Origin of the sequence: Micromonospora rifamycinica (assembly GCF_900090265.1) — a bacterium.
Classification (GTDB): Bacteria; Actinomycetota; Actinomycetes; order Mycobacteriales; family Micromonosporaceae; genus Micromonospora; species Micromonospora rifamycinica.
In genome coordinates this window covers 1,553,364-1,570,906 of sequence record NZ_LT607752.1, presented here as the reverse complement: position 1 = coordinate 1,570,906, position 17,543 = coordinate 1,553,364, and the positions used below count along the sequence as shown (strand labels likewise).

Annotated in this window: 14 protein-coding genes; 12 read left to right on the top strand and 2 right to left on the bottom strand. The window is 74.0% G+C overall.

Going from position 1 to position 17,543, the window contains the following annotated elements:
* Positions 1-106: 106 nt before the first annotated feature.
* From GA0070623_RS06595 to GA0070623_RS06585, 4 genes are all read left to right on the top strand, one after another.
* Positions 107-514, top strand: a complete 408-nt coding sequence (locus GA0070623_RS06595) for a YciI family protein (protein ID WP_067312148.1) — start codon at positions 107-109, stop codon at positions 512-514.
* A 4-nt stretch (positions 515-518) separates the two neighbouring features.
* Positions 519-1,667, top strand: a complete 1,149-nt coding sequence (locus tag GA0070623_RS06590; protein ID WP_067312151.1) for an RNA polymerase sigma factor — start codon at positions 519-521, stop codon at positions 1,665-1,667.
* 159 nt (positions 1,668-1,826) lie between these two features.
* Positions 1,827-1,952, top strand: a complete 126-nt coding sequence (locus GA0070623_RS31345; protein WP_269458973.1) for a hypothetical protein — start codon at positions 1,827-1,829, stop codon at positions 1,950-1,952.
* Positions 1,953-2,082: 130 nt separating this feature from the next.
* Entirely contained in the window at positions 2,083-3,150 is a 1,068-nt protein-coding gene (locus tag GA0070623_RS06585) for a TauD/TfdA family dioxygenase (RefSeq protein ID WP_067312155.1), read from the top strand.
* 251 nt (positions 3,151-3,401) lie between these two features.
* Here the strand turns inward: GA0070623_RS06585 and GA0070623_RS06580 are convergent, their stop codons facing one another.
* A complete protein-coding gene (locus tag GA0070623_RS06580; RefSeq protein WP_067312159.1) occupies positions 3,402-5,660 on the bottom strand; it encodes a cytochrome P450/oxidoreductase in 2,259 nt (752 codons plus the stop codon).
* 222 nt (positions 5,661-5,882) lie between these two features.
* Positions 5,883-6,965: an NAD(P)-dependent alcohol dehydrogenase gene (locus tag GA0070623_RS06575; RefSeq protein ID WP_067312163.1), complete on the bottom strand. Its 1,083-nt coding sequence runs from the start codon at positions 6,963-6,965 to the stop codon at positions 5,883-5,885.
* Positions 6,966-7,038: 73 nt separating this feature from the next.
* Between GA0070623_RS06575 and GA0070623_RS06570 the strand changes: the two genes are divergently transcribed.
* From GA0070623_RS06570 to GA0070623_RS06535, 8 genes are all read left to right on the top strand, one after another.
* On the top strand, positions 7,039-8,508 hold the full coding sequence (locus GA0070623_RS06570) for an aldehyde dehydrogenase family protein (protein ID WP_067312167.1): 1,470 nt from the start codon (positions 7,039-7,041) through the stop codon (positions 8,506-8,508).
* Positions 8,505-9,758 carry a PucR family transcriptional regulator gene (locus GA0070623_RS06565; RefSeq protein ID WP_089003946.1) on the top strand — a complete coding sequence of 418 codons (1,254 nt, stop codon included), beginning with the start codon at positions 8,505-8,507 and terminating at the stop codon, positions 9,756-9,758. Before GA0070623_RS06570 ends, GA0070623_RS06565 begins: the two co-directional genes overlap by 4 nt.
* A 173-nt stretch (positions 9,759-9,931) precedes the next feature.
* Positions 9,932-10,954 carry an alcohol dehydrogenase catalytic domain-containing protein gene (locus GA0070623_RS06560; protein WP_089003945.1) on the top strand — a complete coding sequence of 341 codons (1,023 nt, stop codon included), beginning with the start codon at positions 9,932-9,934 and terminating at the stop codon, positions 10,952-10,954.
* Positions 10,951-12,426, top strand: a complete 1,476-nt coding sequence (locus GA0070623_RS06555; protein WP_084261604.1) for an amidohydrolase family protein — start codon at positions 10,951-10,953, stop codon at positions 12,424-12,426. The genes GA0070623_RS06560 and GA0070623_RS06555 overlap by 4 nt, the downstream gene beginning before the upstream one ends.
* A 2-nt stretch (positions 12,427-12,428) precedes the next feature.
* Positions 12,429-13,502, top strand: a complete 1,074-nt coding sequence (locus GA0070623_RS06550; protein WP_197700053.1) for a BMP family ABC transporter substrate-binding protein — start codon at positions 12,429-12,431, stop codon at positions 13,500-13,502.
* 37 nt (positions 13,503-13,539) lie between these two features.
* The gene (locus GA0070623_RS06545) at positions 13,540-15,123 is read left to right on the top strand and encodes an ABC transporter ATP-binding protein (protein ID WP_231932696.1); all 1,584 of its coding nucleotides are present in this window, start codon (positions 13,540-13,542) and stop codon (positions 15,121-15,123) included.
* The gene (locus tag GA0070623_RS06540) at positions 15,123-16,439 is read left to right on the top strand and encodes an ABC transporter permease (protein ID WP_084261605.1); all 1,317 of its coding nucleotides are present in this window, start codon (positions 15,123-15,125) and stop codon (positions 16,437-16,439) included. The genes GA0070623_RS06545 and GA0070623_RS06540 overlap by 1 nt, the downstream gene beginning before the upstream one ends.
* Positions 16,436-17,350, top strand: a complete 915-nt coding sequence (locus tag GA0070623_RS06535) for an ABC transporter permease (protein ID WP_067314819.1) — start codon at positions 16,436-16,438, stop codon at positions 17,348-17,350. Before GA0070623_RS06540 ends, GA0070623_RS06535 begins: the two co-directional genes overlap by 4 nt.
* Positions 17,351-17,543: the final 193 nt, after the last annotated feature.

Sequence of the window (17,543 nt, the reverse complement as noted above, 5' to 3'; positions counted from 1 at the left end):
CCAGGGAAGAAATCGTGGCCGGCGATGTCGAGAACGGGGCGGCGGCGTCGTCCCCGGGGTGAACGCGGCCGCAACGGCTTCCGCACCGGCACCGAGGAGAACTCTGATGGCGAAGTACCTGCTGCTCAAGCACTACCGGGGCGCTCCGGCCGCGGTCAACGACGTACCGATGGACCGGTGGACGCCCGAGGAGATCGCGGCGCACGTGCAGTACATGAACGACTTCGCGGCGCGGCTGGAGGGCACCGGGGAGTTCGTCGACGCCCAGGCGCTCGCCCCCGGCGGGACGTTCGTCCGGTACGACGGCGAGGGGCGTCCGCCGGTAACCGACGGTCCCTTCGCCGAGACCAAGGACCTCGTCGCCGGCTGGATGGTGATCGACGTGGACAGCTACCAGCGCGCCGTCGAGCTGGCCGGGGAGCTGTCGGCCGCCCCGGGGGCGGGCGGCCGGCCGATCCACGAGTGGCTGGAGCTGCGCCCGTTCCTCACCGAGCCGCCGACGATCACGGAGTGACCTGATGGACGCCGACCTGCTGCGCCGCCTCACCCCGGAGGTGCTCGGGGTGCTCGTCGGCCGCGGTGCCGACCTCGCGGCGGCCGAGGACGCCGTGCAGGAGGCCCTGGTGCGGGCGGTCGGGGTCTGGCCTGTCGATCCGCCCCGCGACCCCAAGGGTTGGCTGGTCACCGTGGCCTGGCACCGGTTCCTCGACGCGACCCGGGCGGACACCGCCCGCCGTCGGCGGGAGGACCTCGTCGTCGAGGAACCGGCGCCGGGCCCCGTGTCCGGGGCGGACGACACGCTCCAGCTCTACTTCCTGTGCGCCCATCCCTCGCTGACCCCGTCGTCGGCGGTCGCGCTGACCCTGCGTGCCGTGGGCGGGCTGACCACCCGCCAGATCGCCCAGGCGTACCTGGTGCCGGAGGCGACCATGGCGCAGCGGATCAGCCGGGCCAGACGCACCGTGTCCGGCGTACGGTTCGACCAGCCGGGCGACGTCGCCACCGTGCTGCGGGTGCTGTACCTGGTCTTCAACGAGGGCTACTCCGGTGCCGTCGACCTCGCCGCCGAGGCGATCCGGCTGACCCGGCAGCTCGCGGAGGCGATCGACCATCCCGAGGTGGCCGGGTTGCTCGCCCTGATGCTGCTGCACCACGCCCGACGGGCCGCCCGGACCGCCCCGGACGGCAGCCTCGTGCCGCTCGCGGCGCAGGACCGCACCCGGTGGGACACCACGCTGATCGCCGAGGGGGTGCGGATCCTCCAGGCGGCGCTGGCCCGGGACCGGCTGGGCGAGTTCCAGGCCCAGGCCGCCGTCGCGGCGCTGCACGCCGACGCGCCCACCTCCGGGGAGACCGACTGGGTGCAGATCGTCGAGTGGTACGACGAGTTGGCGCGGTTGACCGACAGCCCGGTCGTCCGGCTCAACCGTGCTGTCGCCGTCGGCGAGGCCGACGGGCCGCGCGCCGGGCTGGCGGCCCTCGCGGTGCTGGACCCGGCGTTGCCCCGGCACGCCGCGGCGGCGGCGTACCTGCACGAGCGGGCCGGTGACCTGGTCACGGCGGCCCGGTCGTACGCCGACGCGGCCCACCGGGCCGGCAACCTCGCCGAACGCGACCACCTGGTCCGCCAGGCCGCCCGGCTCAACGCCGCGACGGGAGGGGGATGACCGACCGGGCGAAGCGGGCGGAACCGGGGTCGGCGGCCGTCCCCGTCCGGCCCCGGCCCGACGTCTGCTGCGAATTGGATTGCGAGATGCCGTCTCTGTTGACGGTGCGGCGAGGGTTGGCTAGCCTGGAGCGATCATCGCCAGCCGCAGGAGAACGCCATGATCCGAGTACCGCAAGGTCCTGGATTGCTGGTGCGCGGCTACGAGGAGCCGTTGCGGGTACACCCGCCGCGGGAGGGCATGCGCCCCGGGACCGCCGCCGGGGATCCGCAGACCCCGTTCTGACGGGACAGGCCCGCCGTCTCCCGTCCGGGACACGGCGGTCGCCCGCGTCGTTGATCAGCCCGGTGGGCGGTACGCCCGCGCCGGGACATTGACCCGTTTCCCGCAGAACCGACCCTCGGAGCGCACCATCATGACCACTGCAATCGATCTCGCCCCCATCTCCGGCCCGTCCGCCTGGCGCGGTGACGAGCTGCGTACCTCGACCGAGTGGGTCTACCAGCTCAGCGACGCCGAGCGCGTCGAGCTGGAGACCGTCGGCCGCCGGTTCGTCGCCGACGACCCCGACCTGCGTACGGTGACCGCCGCGGACTACCCGCTGCCGGCCTGCGCCGGGCTGAACGAGGAGTGCGCCCGCCAGCTCGACTCCGGCCGCGGCTTCATCCTGGTCCGGGGCCTGCGCACGGAGGAGTACGGCGACACCCTCGCCGGGGCGATCTTCTTCCTGATGGGGCTGCACCTCGGCGTGCCGATGGGGCAGAACCAGATGGGTGACGTGCTCGACCACGTCATCGCCACCTCCAACAAGACCCTCGACGACCCGTCGGCCCTGCCGTCGCGGGTCCGCGACCGGCTGCCGTTCCACTCCGACAGCTCCGACGTGGTGGCGCTGATGTGCCTGCGGGCGGCCAAGGACGGCGGGGCGAGCAGCCTGGTCAGCGGCACCACCATTTACAACGAGATCCTGCGCCGTCGACCGGACCTCGCGCCACTGCTGTTCGAGCCGTGGCACTGGGACTGGCACCGGCAGGACCCGGACGCCCCGGCCCACACCTACACCTCGCCGATCTGCAGCTACGTCGACGGCATCTTCAGCACCTACGCCGGCACCTCGATGATCTTCTCGGCGCAGGACTACCCGGAGGTACCCCGCCTCACCGAGGCGCAGATCGAGCTGCTGCACCTCTACGACGAGGTGTCCCAGGCTCCCGGCCTGGCGCTGGACATGGACTTCCAGCCCGGTGACGTGCAGTGGCTGCTGAACTACGCGGCCCTGCACTCGCGTACCGGTTACGTCGACTTCCCGGAGCCGGAGCGTCGCCGGCACCTGCTGCGGCTGTGGCTCAAGCGCGACGTCGGCCGGCCGCTGGTCGACGGGTTCGGCAAGCACGTGGTCACCGAGCGCGGCAGCGAGATCGCGCCGGGCGGCCGGTTCCGCATCGCCGAGGCGGTCGAGCCCAACTTCGAGTGGGGCAACTGACCCACCGGCCCCTCGTCAGGACGGCCCGCAGCGCCCCAGTGTCGTGGCGCGGCGGGCCGTCCGCGTAGGTCCGGCGGATCACCCCCCGGTGCTGCGCGGCCGGGTGGCGCTCAGGACCGGGCGTCGGTGTCCGGTGCGGCCCGGCGGGTGGCGCCGGACCGGGCCACCCGGGGCGTGGACAGCGCCTGCCACCCGGCCGTGGACAGCCGGACGGGCCGGCCCCGAGGGGTCGGCCCGTCCGGGTCAGGGCGCTACAGGTCGAGCACCAGCCGCTCGGAGCGGCACCGGCCCACGCAGATCATCATGCTCCGGCCGGCGGCGCGCTCCTCGTCGGTCAGCAGCGAGTCGCGGTGCTCCGGCGTGCCGGCCAGCACCCGGGTCTCGCACGCGCCGCAGTAGCCCTTCTCGCAGTCGTAGGTCAGGCCGGGCACCACCTCGCGCAGCACGTCGATCATGCGGCGGTCCCGGGGCACCCGCAGGGTCGCCCCGGTGCGGGCCAGGTGCACCTCGAACTCGGTGTTCGTCGCCGGGTCGAAGGCGACCTCCAGATCGTCGGCGGTGAACCGCTCGACGTGCAGCTGCCCGGAACGGCCCGCCTCGGCGCAGACCCGCTCCACCGCGTCGATCATGCCGGTCGGCCCGCAGCAGTAGACGGCGGTGTCCGGCCCGGCGGCGTCGAGCAGCGCCCGCAGGTCGGGCAGGCCGGCCTCGTCCTGCGGCAGCAGGGTCACCCGGTCGCCGGCGAGCGCCGTCACCTCGTCGACGAAGGCCATCGAGGCCCGGGTACGCCCGCCGTACACCAGCCGGAACGGCACGCCCCGACGGTCGGCCTCGCGGGCCATCGCCAGGATCGGGGTGATCCCGATGCCCCCGGCGAGGAGGAGATAGCCGGGGGCGTCGACGAGCGGGAAGTGGTTGCGCGGGCCGCGCACCGAGAGGGTGACGCCCGCGCGGGCCAGCGCGTGCAGCTCCACCGAACCGCCCCGGCCGGCGGGCTCGCGCAGGGCCGCGATCCGGTACTCCCGGGTGTCGGACGGGTCGCCGCAGAGCGAGTACTGCCGGACCCGCCCGGACGGCAGCCGCACCTCCAGGTGCGCGCCGGGCGTCCACGACGGCAGCTCCGCGCCGGTCGGGTCGGCCAGCCGCACCTCGAGCACCTCGTCGGTGGCGGTGGTGGTGGCCACCATGACCAGTTCCCGGTCGCCGGTCAGGCTGGCGGTGGGCCGGGCCCCCGCCGCGTCGGCGTCGCGGCGAGGACCCGGGGTGAAGACGGCCGGGATCGCGTCCCAGCCACTCTGGTTGCCCCGGGTGGGATAGGCGACGAGCCCCTCCTCCACCACCCGGAAGTCGGGCAGTCGGGTGAGCACCTGCGTGATCATCTCGCGGAACATCAGCCGGGCCAGGTGCGCGCCGGCGCAGCGATGGCTGCCGATGCCGAAGCTCAGGTGCCGGGCGGCGTCGCGGTCCAGCCGGAGCTGCTCGGGGTCGGGGAAGACCGCCGGGTCGTGGTTGGCCGCGACCCAGGGGATCAGCACCCGGTCACCGGCGGTCACCGGGCAGCCGCCGACCTCGGTGTCGGTGCGGACGGTGCGGGCCATCGACTGCGACGGGGCGAACACCCGCAGGAACTCGTCGGTGGCGGTGAGCAGCAGGTCGGGGGAGTCGATCAGGCGTTGCCGGTCCTCGGGGTGCCGGCTCAGGTGCACCAGGGTCGAGCCGGTCAGCGAGGTGGTGGTGTCCACCCCGCCCGCGATCAGCAGCCCGATGACCGAGACCAGCTCGTCGGCGTCGAACAGTTCCCCGTCCGCCCGGCGCTGGGCGGCCAGGTAGCTCACCGCGTCGCCGGTCGGCTCGGCCCGCCGCTCGACGATCAGCTCCCGGATCCGCTGGTCGAGGTAGGCCAGGCCGGCGGCCCCGCGCACGGCCCGTTCGCTGCCCGGCAGGGCGGCGAAGATGTCGTGGATCGGGCCGGCGAGCTTGGCCCAGTCGGATTCGGGGAAGCCCAGCCAGTCGAGGGTGACGGCGGCCGGCAACGGGTTGGTCAGGTCGCGGACGAAGTCCACCGACCCCTCGGCGATGAAGGCGTCGACCACCCGGGTGGTGTGCCGGGCGACCATCGGGGCCAGCTCGGCCACCGCGTCCTGGGTGAGCAGCGGGTTGATCAGGTCGCGGTAGCCGGTCGCGGCGGGCGGGTCCAGCTCGATCGGGTACTGCTCCAGGCCGGGGCCCCGGGGGATGACGATGGCGGTGCCGTCACCCCCGGCGGTGGCGCGGGCGGAGGAGAAGGTGTCGTCGTCGCGGGCGATCCGGACCACGTCGGCGTACCGGGTGGTGTAGACGAAGCCGCCGTGCGCGTCGGTACGGCCCACCGGGCAGGTCTGCCGGAACTCCCGGTAGTAGCCCACCGGGTCGGTGTTGCACTCGGCCGAGTGGTGGTCGAAGGGCGCGACGGGCCGGTCTTCGGTCGCGGTCTGCGCGGCGGCCGGGGCGGTGCGCTGCTGTTCGGTCATCGGGACGTGCTCCACAGGTGCGGGACGCTGCGCGGTGTTGCCCAGCCGCGCCACTGGGTGTGGGTCTGACGCCAAGGGTAATGTCGCTCACATTGCGAGACAACGTTTCACGATAAGATGCAGTATCGTCGATGTCGGCCAGACCGGGTGGGCGGGGTGCCAGCGGGGCCGGACCGCCTGCCGGCCCGGCGGGACGCCGCCGTGGTGCGGCGGGCCGACCCGTCAGAGGGTCAGCACGGCCTTGCCGACCTCGCCGGACCGCAGCGCCGCCACCGCCTCGTTGATCTGCTCGAACGGGAACCGGGTGATCAGGCGGTCCACTGGGAAGTTGCCGGCGGCGTGCAGGTCCAGCAGCCTCGGCAGGAAGACCTGCGGGAGGCTGCTGCCGCCGATGATGCCGGTGATGCTGCGGCCGTTGAGCACGCTGCGCCACTCGAAGCTCATCTGCTCGCTCGGGCCGATCCCGACCACGCCGCACCGGCCGAGCGGGCCGAGCGACTCGACCGCGAGGCGCAGTACGTCCTCCCGGCCGGTGGTGTCGATCGCGACGTCGAAGCCGTGCGGGGCGATCGCGGTCAGCAGCTCGCGCGGGTCGCCGTCGGTGGAGTTCACCCCGTGGGTCGCGCCGAGCAGCCGGGCCGTGTCGAGCTTGCCGGCGTTGACGTCGACCGCCGCGACCACGGCGCAGCCGGCCGTCCGGGCGGCGAGGATCGCCGCCACGCCGACCGCGCCGGCGCCGAAGACGACGAGCGAGGAGCCGACCTCCGGGCGCAGCACGTTGAGCACCGCGCCGGCCCCGGTGCCGAAACCGCAGCCGAACGGGCCGACCACCCCCAGGTCGATCTCCTTGCTGATCGGCACCACCGCGCGGGCCGGGGCGACCACGTGGGTGGCGAACGACGACTGGCCCAGGAAGTGACCGTTCACCGGCTGCCCGTCGCGGGACAGCGCCGAGCTGCCGTCGGGTCGCCGGCCGGTGAAGTTGACCGCGTCGAACTGCCGGCAGTAGGCGGGGTTTCCGCCCCGGCAGAGCGGGCAGTCGCCGCAGGAGGTGAAGCTCATCGCGACGTGGTCGCCCGGGGAGACGCCGGTGACCCGCGCGCCGACCTGCTCGACCACCCCGCTGCCCTCGTGGCCGAGCACCGCGGGGGTGGGGAAGAAGTTGGCGAACTCCAGGTCGGTGGCGCAGATCCCGACGCTGTGCACCCGGACCAGCACCTCGTCCGGCCCCGGGTCGGCGAGGTCGATCTGCTGGAGGGTGAACGGCCCTCCCGCGTTCTCCAGCACCGCCGCTGTGATCCGCACGCGCCCTCCCTAGTGACTCACAAAGCGAGATTGCATCTTGACATGCGAAACGTGAAGGGTCAAGGATTCGCACATGGCTGACCTGGACATTCCCACCGCCCGCCAGCTCATCGACGGCGACTGGATCGCCGCCGCCGACGGTGGCGAGCTGCCGGTGCTCGATCCCGCCACCCGGGAGCCCATCCAGTCGGTGGCCCGCGCCCGCGCGGTCGACGTCGACCACGCCGTCGCCGCCGCCCGTCGGGCCGCGCCCGGCTGGGCGGCCACCTCGCCCAGCGAGCGCGGCGCGATCCTGTCGCGCTGGGCCGCGCTGATCGGCGAGCACGTCGAGGAACTCGCCGTGCACGAGGCGCGTGACGTGGGCAAACCCCGTTCCGGTGGGCGGCTCAACATGTACATCACCCAGGGCATCGTCGACTACTTCGCCGGGGCCGCCGACAAGCTCACCGGGGTCACCCTGCCCACCCGTACGCCGGACTACTTCGGCTACACCCGGCCCGAGCCGTACGGCGTCTGCGCGGTGATCATCCCGTGGAACGTGCCGGCCGTGCTCACCGCCGCGAACGTCGCCCCGGCGCTGGCCGCCGGCAACACGGTGGTGCTCAAGCCGTCCGAGGTCGCGCCGCTGTCGCCGTTCGCGCTGGCCGAACTGGGCCGCCGGGCCGGCCTGCCGCCGGGCGTGCTCAACGTGGTCACCGGGCTCGGCCCCGAGGCCGGGGTGGCGCTTACCGGGCACCCCGACATCGACCACATCAGCTTCGTCGGCTCGACGGTCACCGGGCGGGCCGTCATGCGGGCCGCCGCACAGCACCTCGTCCCGGTCAAGCTGGAGCTGGGCGGCAAGTCCCCGAACGTGGTCTTCGCCGACGCCGACCTGGACGTGGCGGTCCCGGCGATCATCGCCTCGATCACCGAGAACGCCGGGCAGAACTGCTACGCCGGCTCCCGGTTGCTGGTCGAGGAGTCGATCCGGGCGCAGGTGGTGGAGCGGGTCGCCGCCGGCATGGCGGCCGTCCGGACCGGCCCCTGGGACCAGGATCTGGACATGGGACCGCTGGTCAGCCAGGCCCAGTACGAGCGGGTCCGGGGTTTCCTGGCCGAGGCCCCGACCGCCGGCGCCCGGCTGGTCACCGGCGGCGAGCCGGCCACCGCCGCGTTCGACGACGGCTGGTACGTCGCCCCGACGGTCTTCGACCAGGTCGACTCGGACATGCGGCTGGCCCGGGAGGAGGTCTTCGGCCCGGTGCTGGCGGTGCAGGGGTTCCGGGGCGTCGACGAGGCGGTGGCGCTGATGAACGGCACCGACTTCGGGCTGCTGGCCTGCATCTGGACCAGTGACGTGTCCCGGGCGCTGCGGGTGGCCGGGCAGGCCCGGGCCGGGCAGGTGGCGGTGAACCAGTTCCACGACGCCGGGGTGATCGGCTTTCCGTTCAACATGCAGAAGGAGAGCGGCTTCAGCCGGGGCGGCGGCTATGCGGCGCTGCGCGAGTACACCCAGGAGAAGGCCGTCGCGGTCCGGCTGCTCGACCGACCGTCGGCGTGAGCCGACCCGGTGAGCTGGCGGCGGCGCGGCCCCGGCTGGCCGTCGCCGCCGCGCCGTCGCCGGCCGCGTTCGCCCAGTGGCTCGCGGAACTCGCGTTCGGCGGTGCCGGCTGGCCCGAGCTGCTCGCCGCCGTGGCCGAGCGCACCGGGGCGGCCTGCCGCCTGGTGGCCGAGACGGGGGAGCTGCTCGCCGCCAGCGACGGCCGGGGCGGCCCCCGGCGGGACGCCGCGCCGGACGACGTACGCCGGGCGTTGGCCGCCGGTCGCGCCGGTGGCGCGGTGCCGGTCCCGGTCCGCTGCGCCGACGGGTGGACCGGCCGGGCGGTGGCGGTCGGTGCGGGGCCCCGACGGCTCGGCGCGCTGCTGCTGGCCGAGCCGGTCGCGGCCGGGCAGCTGGCGCTGGCGGTGGCCGCGACCACCGCGTTGCTGATCGAGGCGGTCCGGCACGAGTCGCCGCCGGTCGTCCGGGACGCCGCGACGGTGCTGCGGGCGCTGCGCGACGGCCTCGGGGAGTCGCCCGCGCCGACCGTGGACGGGGCCGACCCGGTCCGGGCGGGCGTGGTCGGGCTGCTGCGGGCGGATGAGGCGGAACTGCTCCGGGCGGCCGCGGCGCACGGCTGGCGGCTGGACCAGCCGCACGCGGTCGCCGGTATCGCGTACACCGGGGAGCAGCCACGCCGCTGGGCGTCCGCGCTGAGCTGGCTGGACCGGCCGATGCTGGCCGAGGGGCGACGGGCCTGGACCCTGCTGCACGGCGACGTGGAGCGGGAGGTGACCCGGTTGCGGGTCCGGCTGGACCAGATCGTCGGGGCCGGGCAGGTGCGGGTGGTCGCCGGGGCGCTGGTGACCGGGCCGGCCCGGACGGCGGCCTCGTTCCGGGACGCGGACCGGCTGCTGCGGCTGCTGCTGCGCGCCCCGGACGGGCGCCCCGAGCTGCCGTTCGGGCAGGCCGGGCTGGCGCAGGTCCTGCTGGCCGTGCCGGACGAGCGGCTGCGCTGGTTCGTGCACCGGCACCTGGGGCCGATCGCCCACCGGGACGACCTGCTGCGCACCCTGGACTGCTGGTTGGCGACCGGGGGCAGCCGGCAGGCGGTCAGCGAACGGCTGCACCTGCACCGCAACTCGGTGGGTTACCGGGTGGGCCTGATCAAGCGGTTGCTGGGGGTCGACCCGCTCGACCCGCAGACGGTCGCGGTGTTGCGTACGGCGCTGGCCGCCCGGGAGCTGCTGGCCGCGTCCGAGGCCGGTTGATCCCCTGGTGGGTGGCCTGTGAACAGGCTGGACGCCCGGCTTCGTTAACCGTTCCGCCTCTTTTGCGGCAAGCCGTTGACACGCCGCCGCCCCGCAGGCAGAGTACGTCGCTAAGCAGCGAGAATCACAATGCAAGACGCCATATTGACTGGTAGAGCGTGGGGGAGGTTGCGATGCGCGCCATGGTCCAGACCGGTTTCGGCGGCCCCGAGGTGCTGAGCCTGCGCCACCTGCCCGACCCCGAGCCGGGCGCGACCGACGTGGTCGTCCGGGTGCACTCCGCCGCCCTCAACCGCCTCGACCTGCTCCAGCGACGGACCGCCCTGCTCCCCGGCTTCGCCCTGCCGCACGTCGGCGGGATGGACGTCGCCGGGCAGGTCACCGCCGTCGGACCGCAGGTCACCACGGTACGCCCCGGCGACCGGGTGCTGATCGACCCGACCATCGGCTGCGGAGCCTGTGCTACCTGCAAGAACGGTCAGCCGGGCTACTGCCCGACGCTGGCCGTGGTCGGCGGCAACCGGCCCGGCGGGTTCGCCGAGTACGTCACCGTCCCGGCCACCGTCGTGCACCGGGTGCCCGCCCACGTCGACCTCGCCGAGGCCGCCGCGCTGCCCACCGCCTGGAGCCTCGGCTGGCACGCCGTGCACCGCGTCGGCGAGGTCCGCCCCGGGGAGTGGGTGCTGGTGCAGGCCGCCACGAGCGCGGTCAGCGTCGCCGCCATCCAACTCGCCCGCCGGGCCGGTGCCCGGGTGCTCGCGGTGGCGCGTACCGAAGCCAAGCGGGCCGTCGCCGCGGACCTCGGCGCGGACGTGCTCGACCTGGACGACCGGACCGCCGACCAGGTGCGGGAGCGCACCGACGGGCACGGCGTCGACCTGGTCGTCGACCACGTCGGCACCGCCACCTGGGCCACCTCGCTGGCCAGCCTGCGCACCGGCGGCCGGATCGTGCTGCTCGGCAACACCACCGGCGACCAGGTCAGCTTCTCCCTCTCCGACGTCTACCGGCGCGGTCTGCGGCTGCTCGGGGCGGGGGCGTACAGCCCGGCCGACTTCGCCGACATGCTCGACGCCTTCTTCGCCGGGGGCCTGCGGGTGGTCCGGGGAGCGGAGTACCCGCTGGACGAGCTGACCGAGGCGCACGCCCGGCAGGAGTCCGGTGACCTCATCGGCAAGATCCTCGTCCGGCCATGACCACCGTCCCGACGGCGGGCACCGCCGACCCCCGCCCGGCCGACCTGCTGGTCGTCGACGCCGACATCGTCACCATGGCGGCCGACCGGGCGGTCGTCCCCGGCGGCACGATCGCCGTGGTCGACGGCCGGATCGCCGCCATCGGCCCGGCTGCGGCGCTGCGCGCGGCGCACCCGGGCAGCCCTGAACTCGACGCCACCGGCTGCCTCGTCGTCCCCGGCCTGGTCAACGCCCACCAGCACACCACCGCCGACCCGCTGGTGCGCAGCAGCATCCCCGACGACGTACCGGCCCAGCAGGCGATCTTCGACTGGATCGTGCCGCTGCACGGCGCGGTCACCGGCGACGACGACGAACTGTCGGCCACCCTCACCGCCGTCGAGTCGCTCAGCTACGGGGTCACCACCCTGCTGGAGCCCGGCACGGTGGCGCACCCGCTGCGGGTCGCCCGGGGGCTGCGCGCCGCCGGCATCCGGGGCCGGGTCGGCGGCTGGGGCTGGGACGCCCCCGGCGTGCCGTACGCCATGCCGGCCGCCGACACCCTCGCCGCGCAGGAAGAGGCCGTCGCCGCCCTGGCCGGCGACCCGCTGGTCACCGGCTGGGTCACCCTGGTCGGGCACGACCTGGTCAGCGACGAGCTGTTCACCGGCGCGGCGGAGCTGGCCGACCGGCTCGACGTGGGAATGACCTGGCACCTGTCGCCCGGCCCGGAGGACGCCGCCGCCTACGCCGCCGCCGGCCGGCCCCGGCCGGTGCGGCACCTGCGCGATCTCGGGGTGCTCGGCCCCCGGCTGCTGCTCGGCCACGCGGTGTGGCTCGACGACGCCGAGGTCGACGCGCTCGTCGAGACCGGCACCGCCGTCGCCTCCTGCCCGGGGGCCTACCTGCGGCTCGGGCAGGGCTTCAGCCGGGCGGGCCGGCACACCGCGCTGCGCCGGGCCGGCGGTCGGCTCGCACTGGGCTGCGACTCGCACAACGCCGGGGACACCCCGGACCTGTGGCGGGCCGCCCGACTCTTCGCCGGCCTGGAGCGGGACCGGGGCGTAACCGACCCGCTGCGCGCCGACGAGGTCTTCGCCCTGGCCACCGTCGACGGCGCCGCCGCCGTCGGGCTCGGGGCGCGGACCGGTTCGATCGAGGTCGGCAAGGCCGCCGACCTGGTGCTCCTGGACACCCGGACCATCCCCTGGATCCCCGTCGGTGACCTGCCCACCCAGCTCGTCTGGGGTGCGGCCGGGCACACCGTCAGGGACGTCCTGGTCGACGGCCGGCTGGTGGTCCGCGACGGGCGGATCACCACCGTGGACGTCGACGCCCTGCGCGAGGAGGCCGCCCAGCGTCGGGCCGCCCTGCTGCGCCGGGCCGGTATCGACATCCCCCCTCGCTGGCCCACCGTGCCAGCGACCGAGTACTCCGCGCGCCGGTCCGTGCCGGGCGGCGCGTCGGCCCCACGTGAAGGGAAAGCACCATGACAATGAGGATTGCTCGGGGTCCGGCGGCGTTGCTCGCCGGGGCGCTGGGATTCGCCCTGGTCGGTTGCGCCAGCAACGACGCGACCGCGCCGTCGGCGGGAGGGTCGGCCAGCAGCGGTACGGCCCCCGCCGGGCAGCCCGACGCCAACGGTGACGGCAAGGTCGTCATCGGGGTGCTCAGCCCCGGCGACATCAACGACAACGGCTACTACGAGAGCTTCGTGGTCGGTGCCGAGAAGTTCGCCACCGAGAAGGGCTGGCAGGTCATCAAGCGCGGCAACGTGCCGCCGACCGAGGCGCTCAGCGCCGCCCGCGCGCTGTGTCAGCAGGGCGTGGACATGGTCGCGCTGGGGGCGTCCGAGCTGAAGGACGCCATCCCCGCCTCCGAGGAGGCGGTCTGCGCCAAGACCTCCTGGTACGTGCCGTCGTCGGAGAACATCCCGCAGACGCCCCGGGTCACCCTGTCCAGCGACGACCCCAACCAGAGCATGCTCGCCGCCGGGTACGCCACCGGCCTGGTCATGCAGCAGAAGAACGCCACCAAGGCCGGCTTCGTCACCGGCATGGAGGCCGACTTCTCGGTCAACGCCGCCAAGGCGTACAAGGCGGGCATCCGGATGGTGGTGCCGGACGCGACCCTGGTGACCACCTACACCGGTGACTTCAACGACTCGGCGAAGGCCCGGGAGGCCGTCCAGGCGCAGATCAGCCAGGGCGTCAAGGTCGTCTACCCGTACCTGGGCGGGGCCACCGACGCCGCCGCCAAGCTGGCCAACACCGGCGGTGCGCTCACCCTGACCCCGGGCACCGACCGGTGCGACTCGACCGACCCGCGCTTCGACATCTCGGTCATCTTCGACCCGGGCGCGTACTTCGCCGCCGCGCTGGAGCTGTTCGCCAAGGGCGAGATGACCCTCGGCACCACCAAGAAGTGGGAGCTGGGCAAGGACCCGTACCCGGCCGTCAAGATCTGCAAGCCGACCCCGGAGCAGACCCAGAAGATGGACGCCTTCGTGGCTGACGTGGCCAGCGGCAAGACCGACACCGCCGCGACGGTCGCCAAGCTCGGCTCCTGACCCCCGCTGCCCGACGACCAACGAGGTGAAACGGACTGTGGACGTTGACGACCAGCTGACGCCGGCTCTCACCCTGCGCGGAGTCAGCAAGCGTTACGGTCCGGTCGTCGCCTGCGACGCCGTGGATCTCGCCGTACGACCCGGCGAGATCCACGGCCTGCTCGGCGAGAACGGGGCCGGAAAGTCGACCCTGATGAAGATCCTGCTCGGGTTGGTGCACCGCGACGCCGGCACCATCACGCGCGGCACCGAACCGGTCGAGATCGACAGTCCGCAGGTCGCCGCCGACCTCGGCCTGGGCATGGTGCACCAGCACTTCAGCCTGATCGAACCGCTCACCGTCTGGGAGAACGTCATCCTCGGCGACACCGGGCGGATCGACCGGGCGGCGGCCTGCGCCCAGGTCGAGGAGGTGTCCCGTCGCTACGGGCTGCCCATCGACCCGAACGTGCGGGTGGACCGGCTCTCGGCCGGGGAACGGCAGCGGGTCGAGCTGATCAAGTGCCTGCGCCGTGACCCGTCCATCCTGATCCTGGACGAGCCGACCTCGGTGCTCACCCAGGCCGAGTCGGCGGAGCTGTTCACCGTGCTGCGCCGGGTGGTGCAGGCGGAACGGCGGGCGGTCATCCTGATCAGCCACAAGCTCGCCGAGATCATGGCGGCCACCGACCGGGTGACCGTGCTGCGGCGTGGCGCGGTGGCGTTCCACGGCGCGACCCGGGACACCACCGCCCAGGAACTCGCCCGGCAGATGGTCGGCCGGGAGGTGTCGTTGCAGACCGAGAGCGCGGCGCTGGGCCTGCTGCCCGTCGAGCGTCCCGAACCGGTCGAGGAGGTCACCGCCGCCCCGGCGGCCGGCGACCCGGCACCGTCGGAGCAGCCGGCGGCGTTGCGGCTGCGCGAGGTGACCCTGCTCATCGGCGGCCTGCCGGTGCTGGACAAGCTCAGCCTCGACGTGGCGCCCGGCGAGATCGTCGGCCTGTACGGCGTCGAGGGCAACGGCCAGGCCACCGTCGGTGAGCTGCTGTCCGGGCTGCTGGTCCCCGACTCCGGCACGGTCGAGATCGACGGCCGGCCGGTCGACCTGGTGCGTCCCGGCGCGCTGCACCACGCGGGCCTCGGCATCGTGCCCGAGGACCGGCACCACTCCGGCGTGGTGCTGGACATGAGCGTCGCCGAGAACCTGGTGATGAAGTCCCTCGCCGGGGTCACCACCCGGGGGGTGCTCAGCCGGCGGCGGATGCACCGGATCGCCCAGCGGCAGATGGCCGAGTTCAACATCGTCGCCCCCTCGCCGGACACCCCGCTGCGCAGCCTCTCCGGCGGCAACCAGCAGCGGGTGGTGCTGGCCCGGGAGCTGTCGGCCGGGCCGAAGGCGCTGGTCGCCGCCCAGCCCACCCACGGGCTGGACGTCGGCGCGATCGAAGACATGTACGTGCGGCTGCGGCAGGCCGCCGCGGAAGGGGTGGCGGTGTTGCTGATCTCCACGGAACTGGAGGAGGTGATGGCCCTGGCCAACCGGATCGCGGTGATCTCCTCCGGCCGGATCGTCGGGGTGCTCCCCACCGCCGAGGCCACCGCCGAGCGGCTCGGCATGCTGGTCGGCGGGGTGAGTCACTGATGGCGACCCTCGGTATCGACGGCACCGGCCAGCGGCTGCTGCGCCGGCTCAACCCCGGACCCGGCGGCTGGCAGGTCGGCCTCGCCACGGTCGCCACGGTGGGCGTCGCGCTCGGCCTGTCCGCGCTGCTGATCGCGGTCACCGGCGGCTCGCCGACAGCCTCCACCAAGGCGCTCTACCAGGGCAGCATGGCCTCCCCGGCGGCCTGGTCCACCTCCCTGCTGTACGTCGCGCCGCTGCTGCTGGTCGCCGTCGGGGCCTGCGTCAGCGCCCGCTCCGGCTTCTTCAACATCGGCCAGGAGGGGCAGGTGCTGATCGGCGCGCTCGCCGGCGCGTGGGTCGGCCTGCGGCTGGCCGTACCCGGACCGCTGCTGCTGGTCCTGGTGCTGCTCGCCTCGGTGGTCGGTGCCGGCGTCTGGGCCGGGCTCAGCGCGTTGATGTACCGGTTCCGGGGCGTCAACATCGTGGTGAGCACGATGCTGATGACCTTCCTGGCCCAGCAGCTCATCTCGTTCGCGGTGAACACGCCGTGGCTGCTCCAGGAGTCCCGGCTGGGCCGGGGCACGCTGTCCCCGCAGTCCAACCCGGTGCCGGAGAACGCCCGGCTCACCTCCCTCGGCGAATACCCGAACCTCCAGCTCAACGGCGGTCTGGTGCTGGCCGTCGTGGTGGCGGTGGTGCTGGCGCTGGTGATGGCCCGTACCCGCTGGGGTTTCCGGTTGAAGATGGTCGGTCTCAATCCGGCGGCGGCCCGGCACGCCGGTGTGCGGGTCGGCGCCCTCGGCGGCATCGCCCTGGCGATCTCCGGGGCGCTGGCCGGTCTGGCCGGGGCGCTGCTGCTGACCAGCCCGGTCGGCACCAACCGGTTGCAGCCGGGGATGTCGCTCAACATCGGCTGGGACGGCCTGCTGGTCGCCCTGGTCGCCCGGAACAATCCGCTGCTCGCCATCCCGGTGGCGGTGCTGTTCGGCGTGCTGCGGGCCGGCGGCAGCTTCCTGGCCGCCACCGGTGTGCCGTCGTTCCTGGTCGACGTGGTCAAGGCGCTGCTGGTGCTGGCCTTCGTCGCGCCCCCGGTGGTGATCGGCATGCTGCGTCGACGTCGCCTGGCCGACGAGCCGGCGGCCCCCACCGCCACCCCGCCGACGCCGACCGCTCCGACGGCTGTTCCGGCGCCGACGGCCCCGGCCGACGGCTCGGCCCCGGCCGGATCGACGGCCCCGGTGCCCGGCCCCCGGACCACCGCGCCGCCACCGGCGGACCCCGGCGACGCCGGGACCGCCGGCACCAAGGACGCCATGGAAGGCAGGTTGGCATGAGCGCCGCCGACAACATCGCCACCATCCTCTCCAGCGGGGCCCGGCTCACCGTGCCGCTGGCTTTTGCCGCCTGCGGGGAGTACGTCGCCCAGCGCGCCGGCACCCTGAACATCTCGGTCGAGGCGATGATGCTCGGCGCGGCGTTCGGGTCGATCGCGGTCGCCAGCGCCACCGGGAGCGCCACCGTCGGCCTGGTGGCGGGCGCGCTGATCGGCGTGGCGGTGGCGTTCGTGCACGGTGTCCTGTCGCACCGGGTGCAGATCAACACCTTCGTCGTCGGCCTGGTGCTCAACGCGCTGGTGCTCGGCCTGACCAGCTACCTGATCACGGTGAGCACCTTCACCGGCCACCAGGTCTGGCAGGTCGACGTCCCGGTGCTGCGGGACATCCCGATCGTCGGTCCGATGCTGTTCGTCCAACGCTGGCCGGTCTATCTGCTGCTGGCGGTGGTCCCGCTGACCTGGTGGTTGGTGGAACGCAGCCGGTGGGGGCTGGAGCTGCGGGCGGTGGGGGAGAACCCGCAGGCCGCCGACGTCAGCGGCATCGAGGTCAACAAGCGACGGCGGCAGGCGCTGCTCTGGTGCGGGCTGCTCGCCGGGCTCGGCGGGGCCTACCTGGCCGTCGGTGAGGTGGGGTCGTTCAACCAGAACATGACCGCCGGCCGGGGCTACCTGGTCATCGCGGCGGTCATCTTCGGGGCCTGGCGGCTCGGCCGTACCCTGATCGGCTGTGTCGTCTTCGGCCTGGCCGATGCGATGCGGCTGGCGCTGCCGGCGCTCGGGGTCACCATGAACTCGCAGCTGCTGATCGCCGCGCCCTACCTGCTGGCGCTGCTGGCGATGCTGGTGTTCGCCACCTCGCACCGCGAGCCCCGGGCACTGGCCCAACCCTTCCAACGCGGCACCACCTGACCGGAAGCTCCGGTCCGCCACGACGGCGCGGCGGCCACCCCCGGCCCGGGGGGGTGGCCGCCGCGCCGTCGGTGGTCGTGGGCCGCAACCGCCCCCCGGCGGTCGGGCCGACCGGTCCCGGCGGTCGGGAGAGCCGGCGAGCTCGGACGGGGCGGCGGGTCGGGGTCGGCACCTGCGCGTGGCACACCATGAC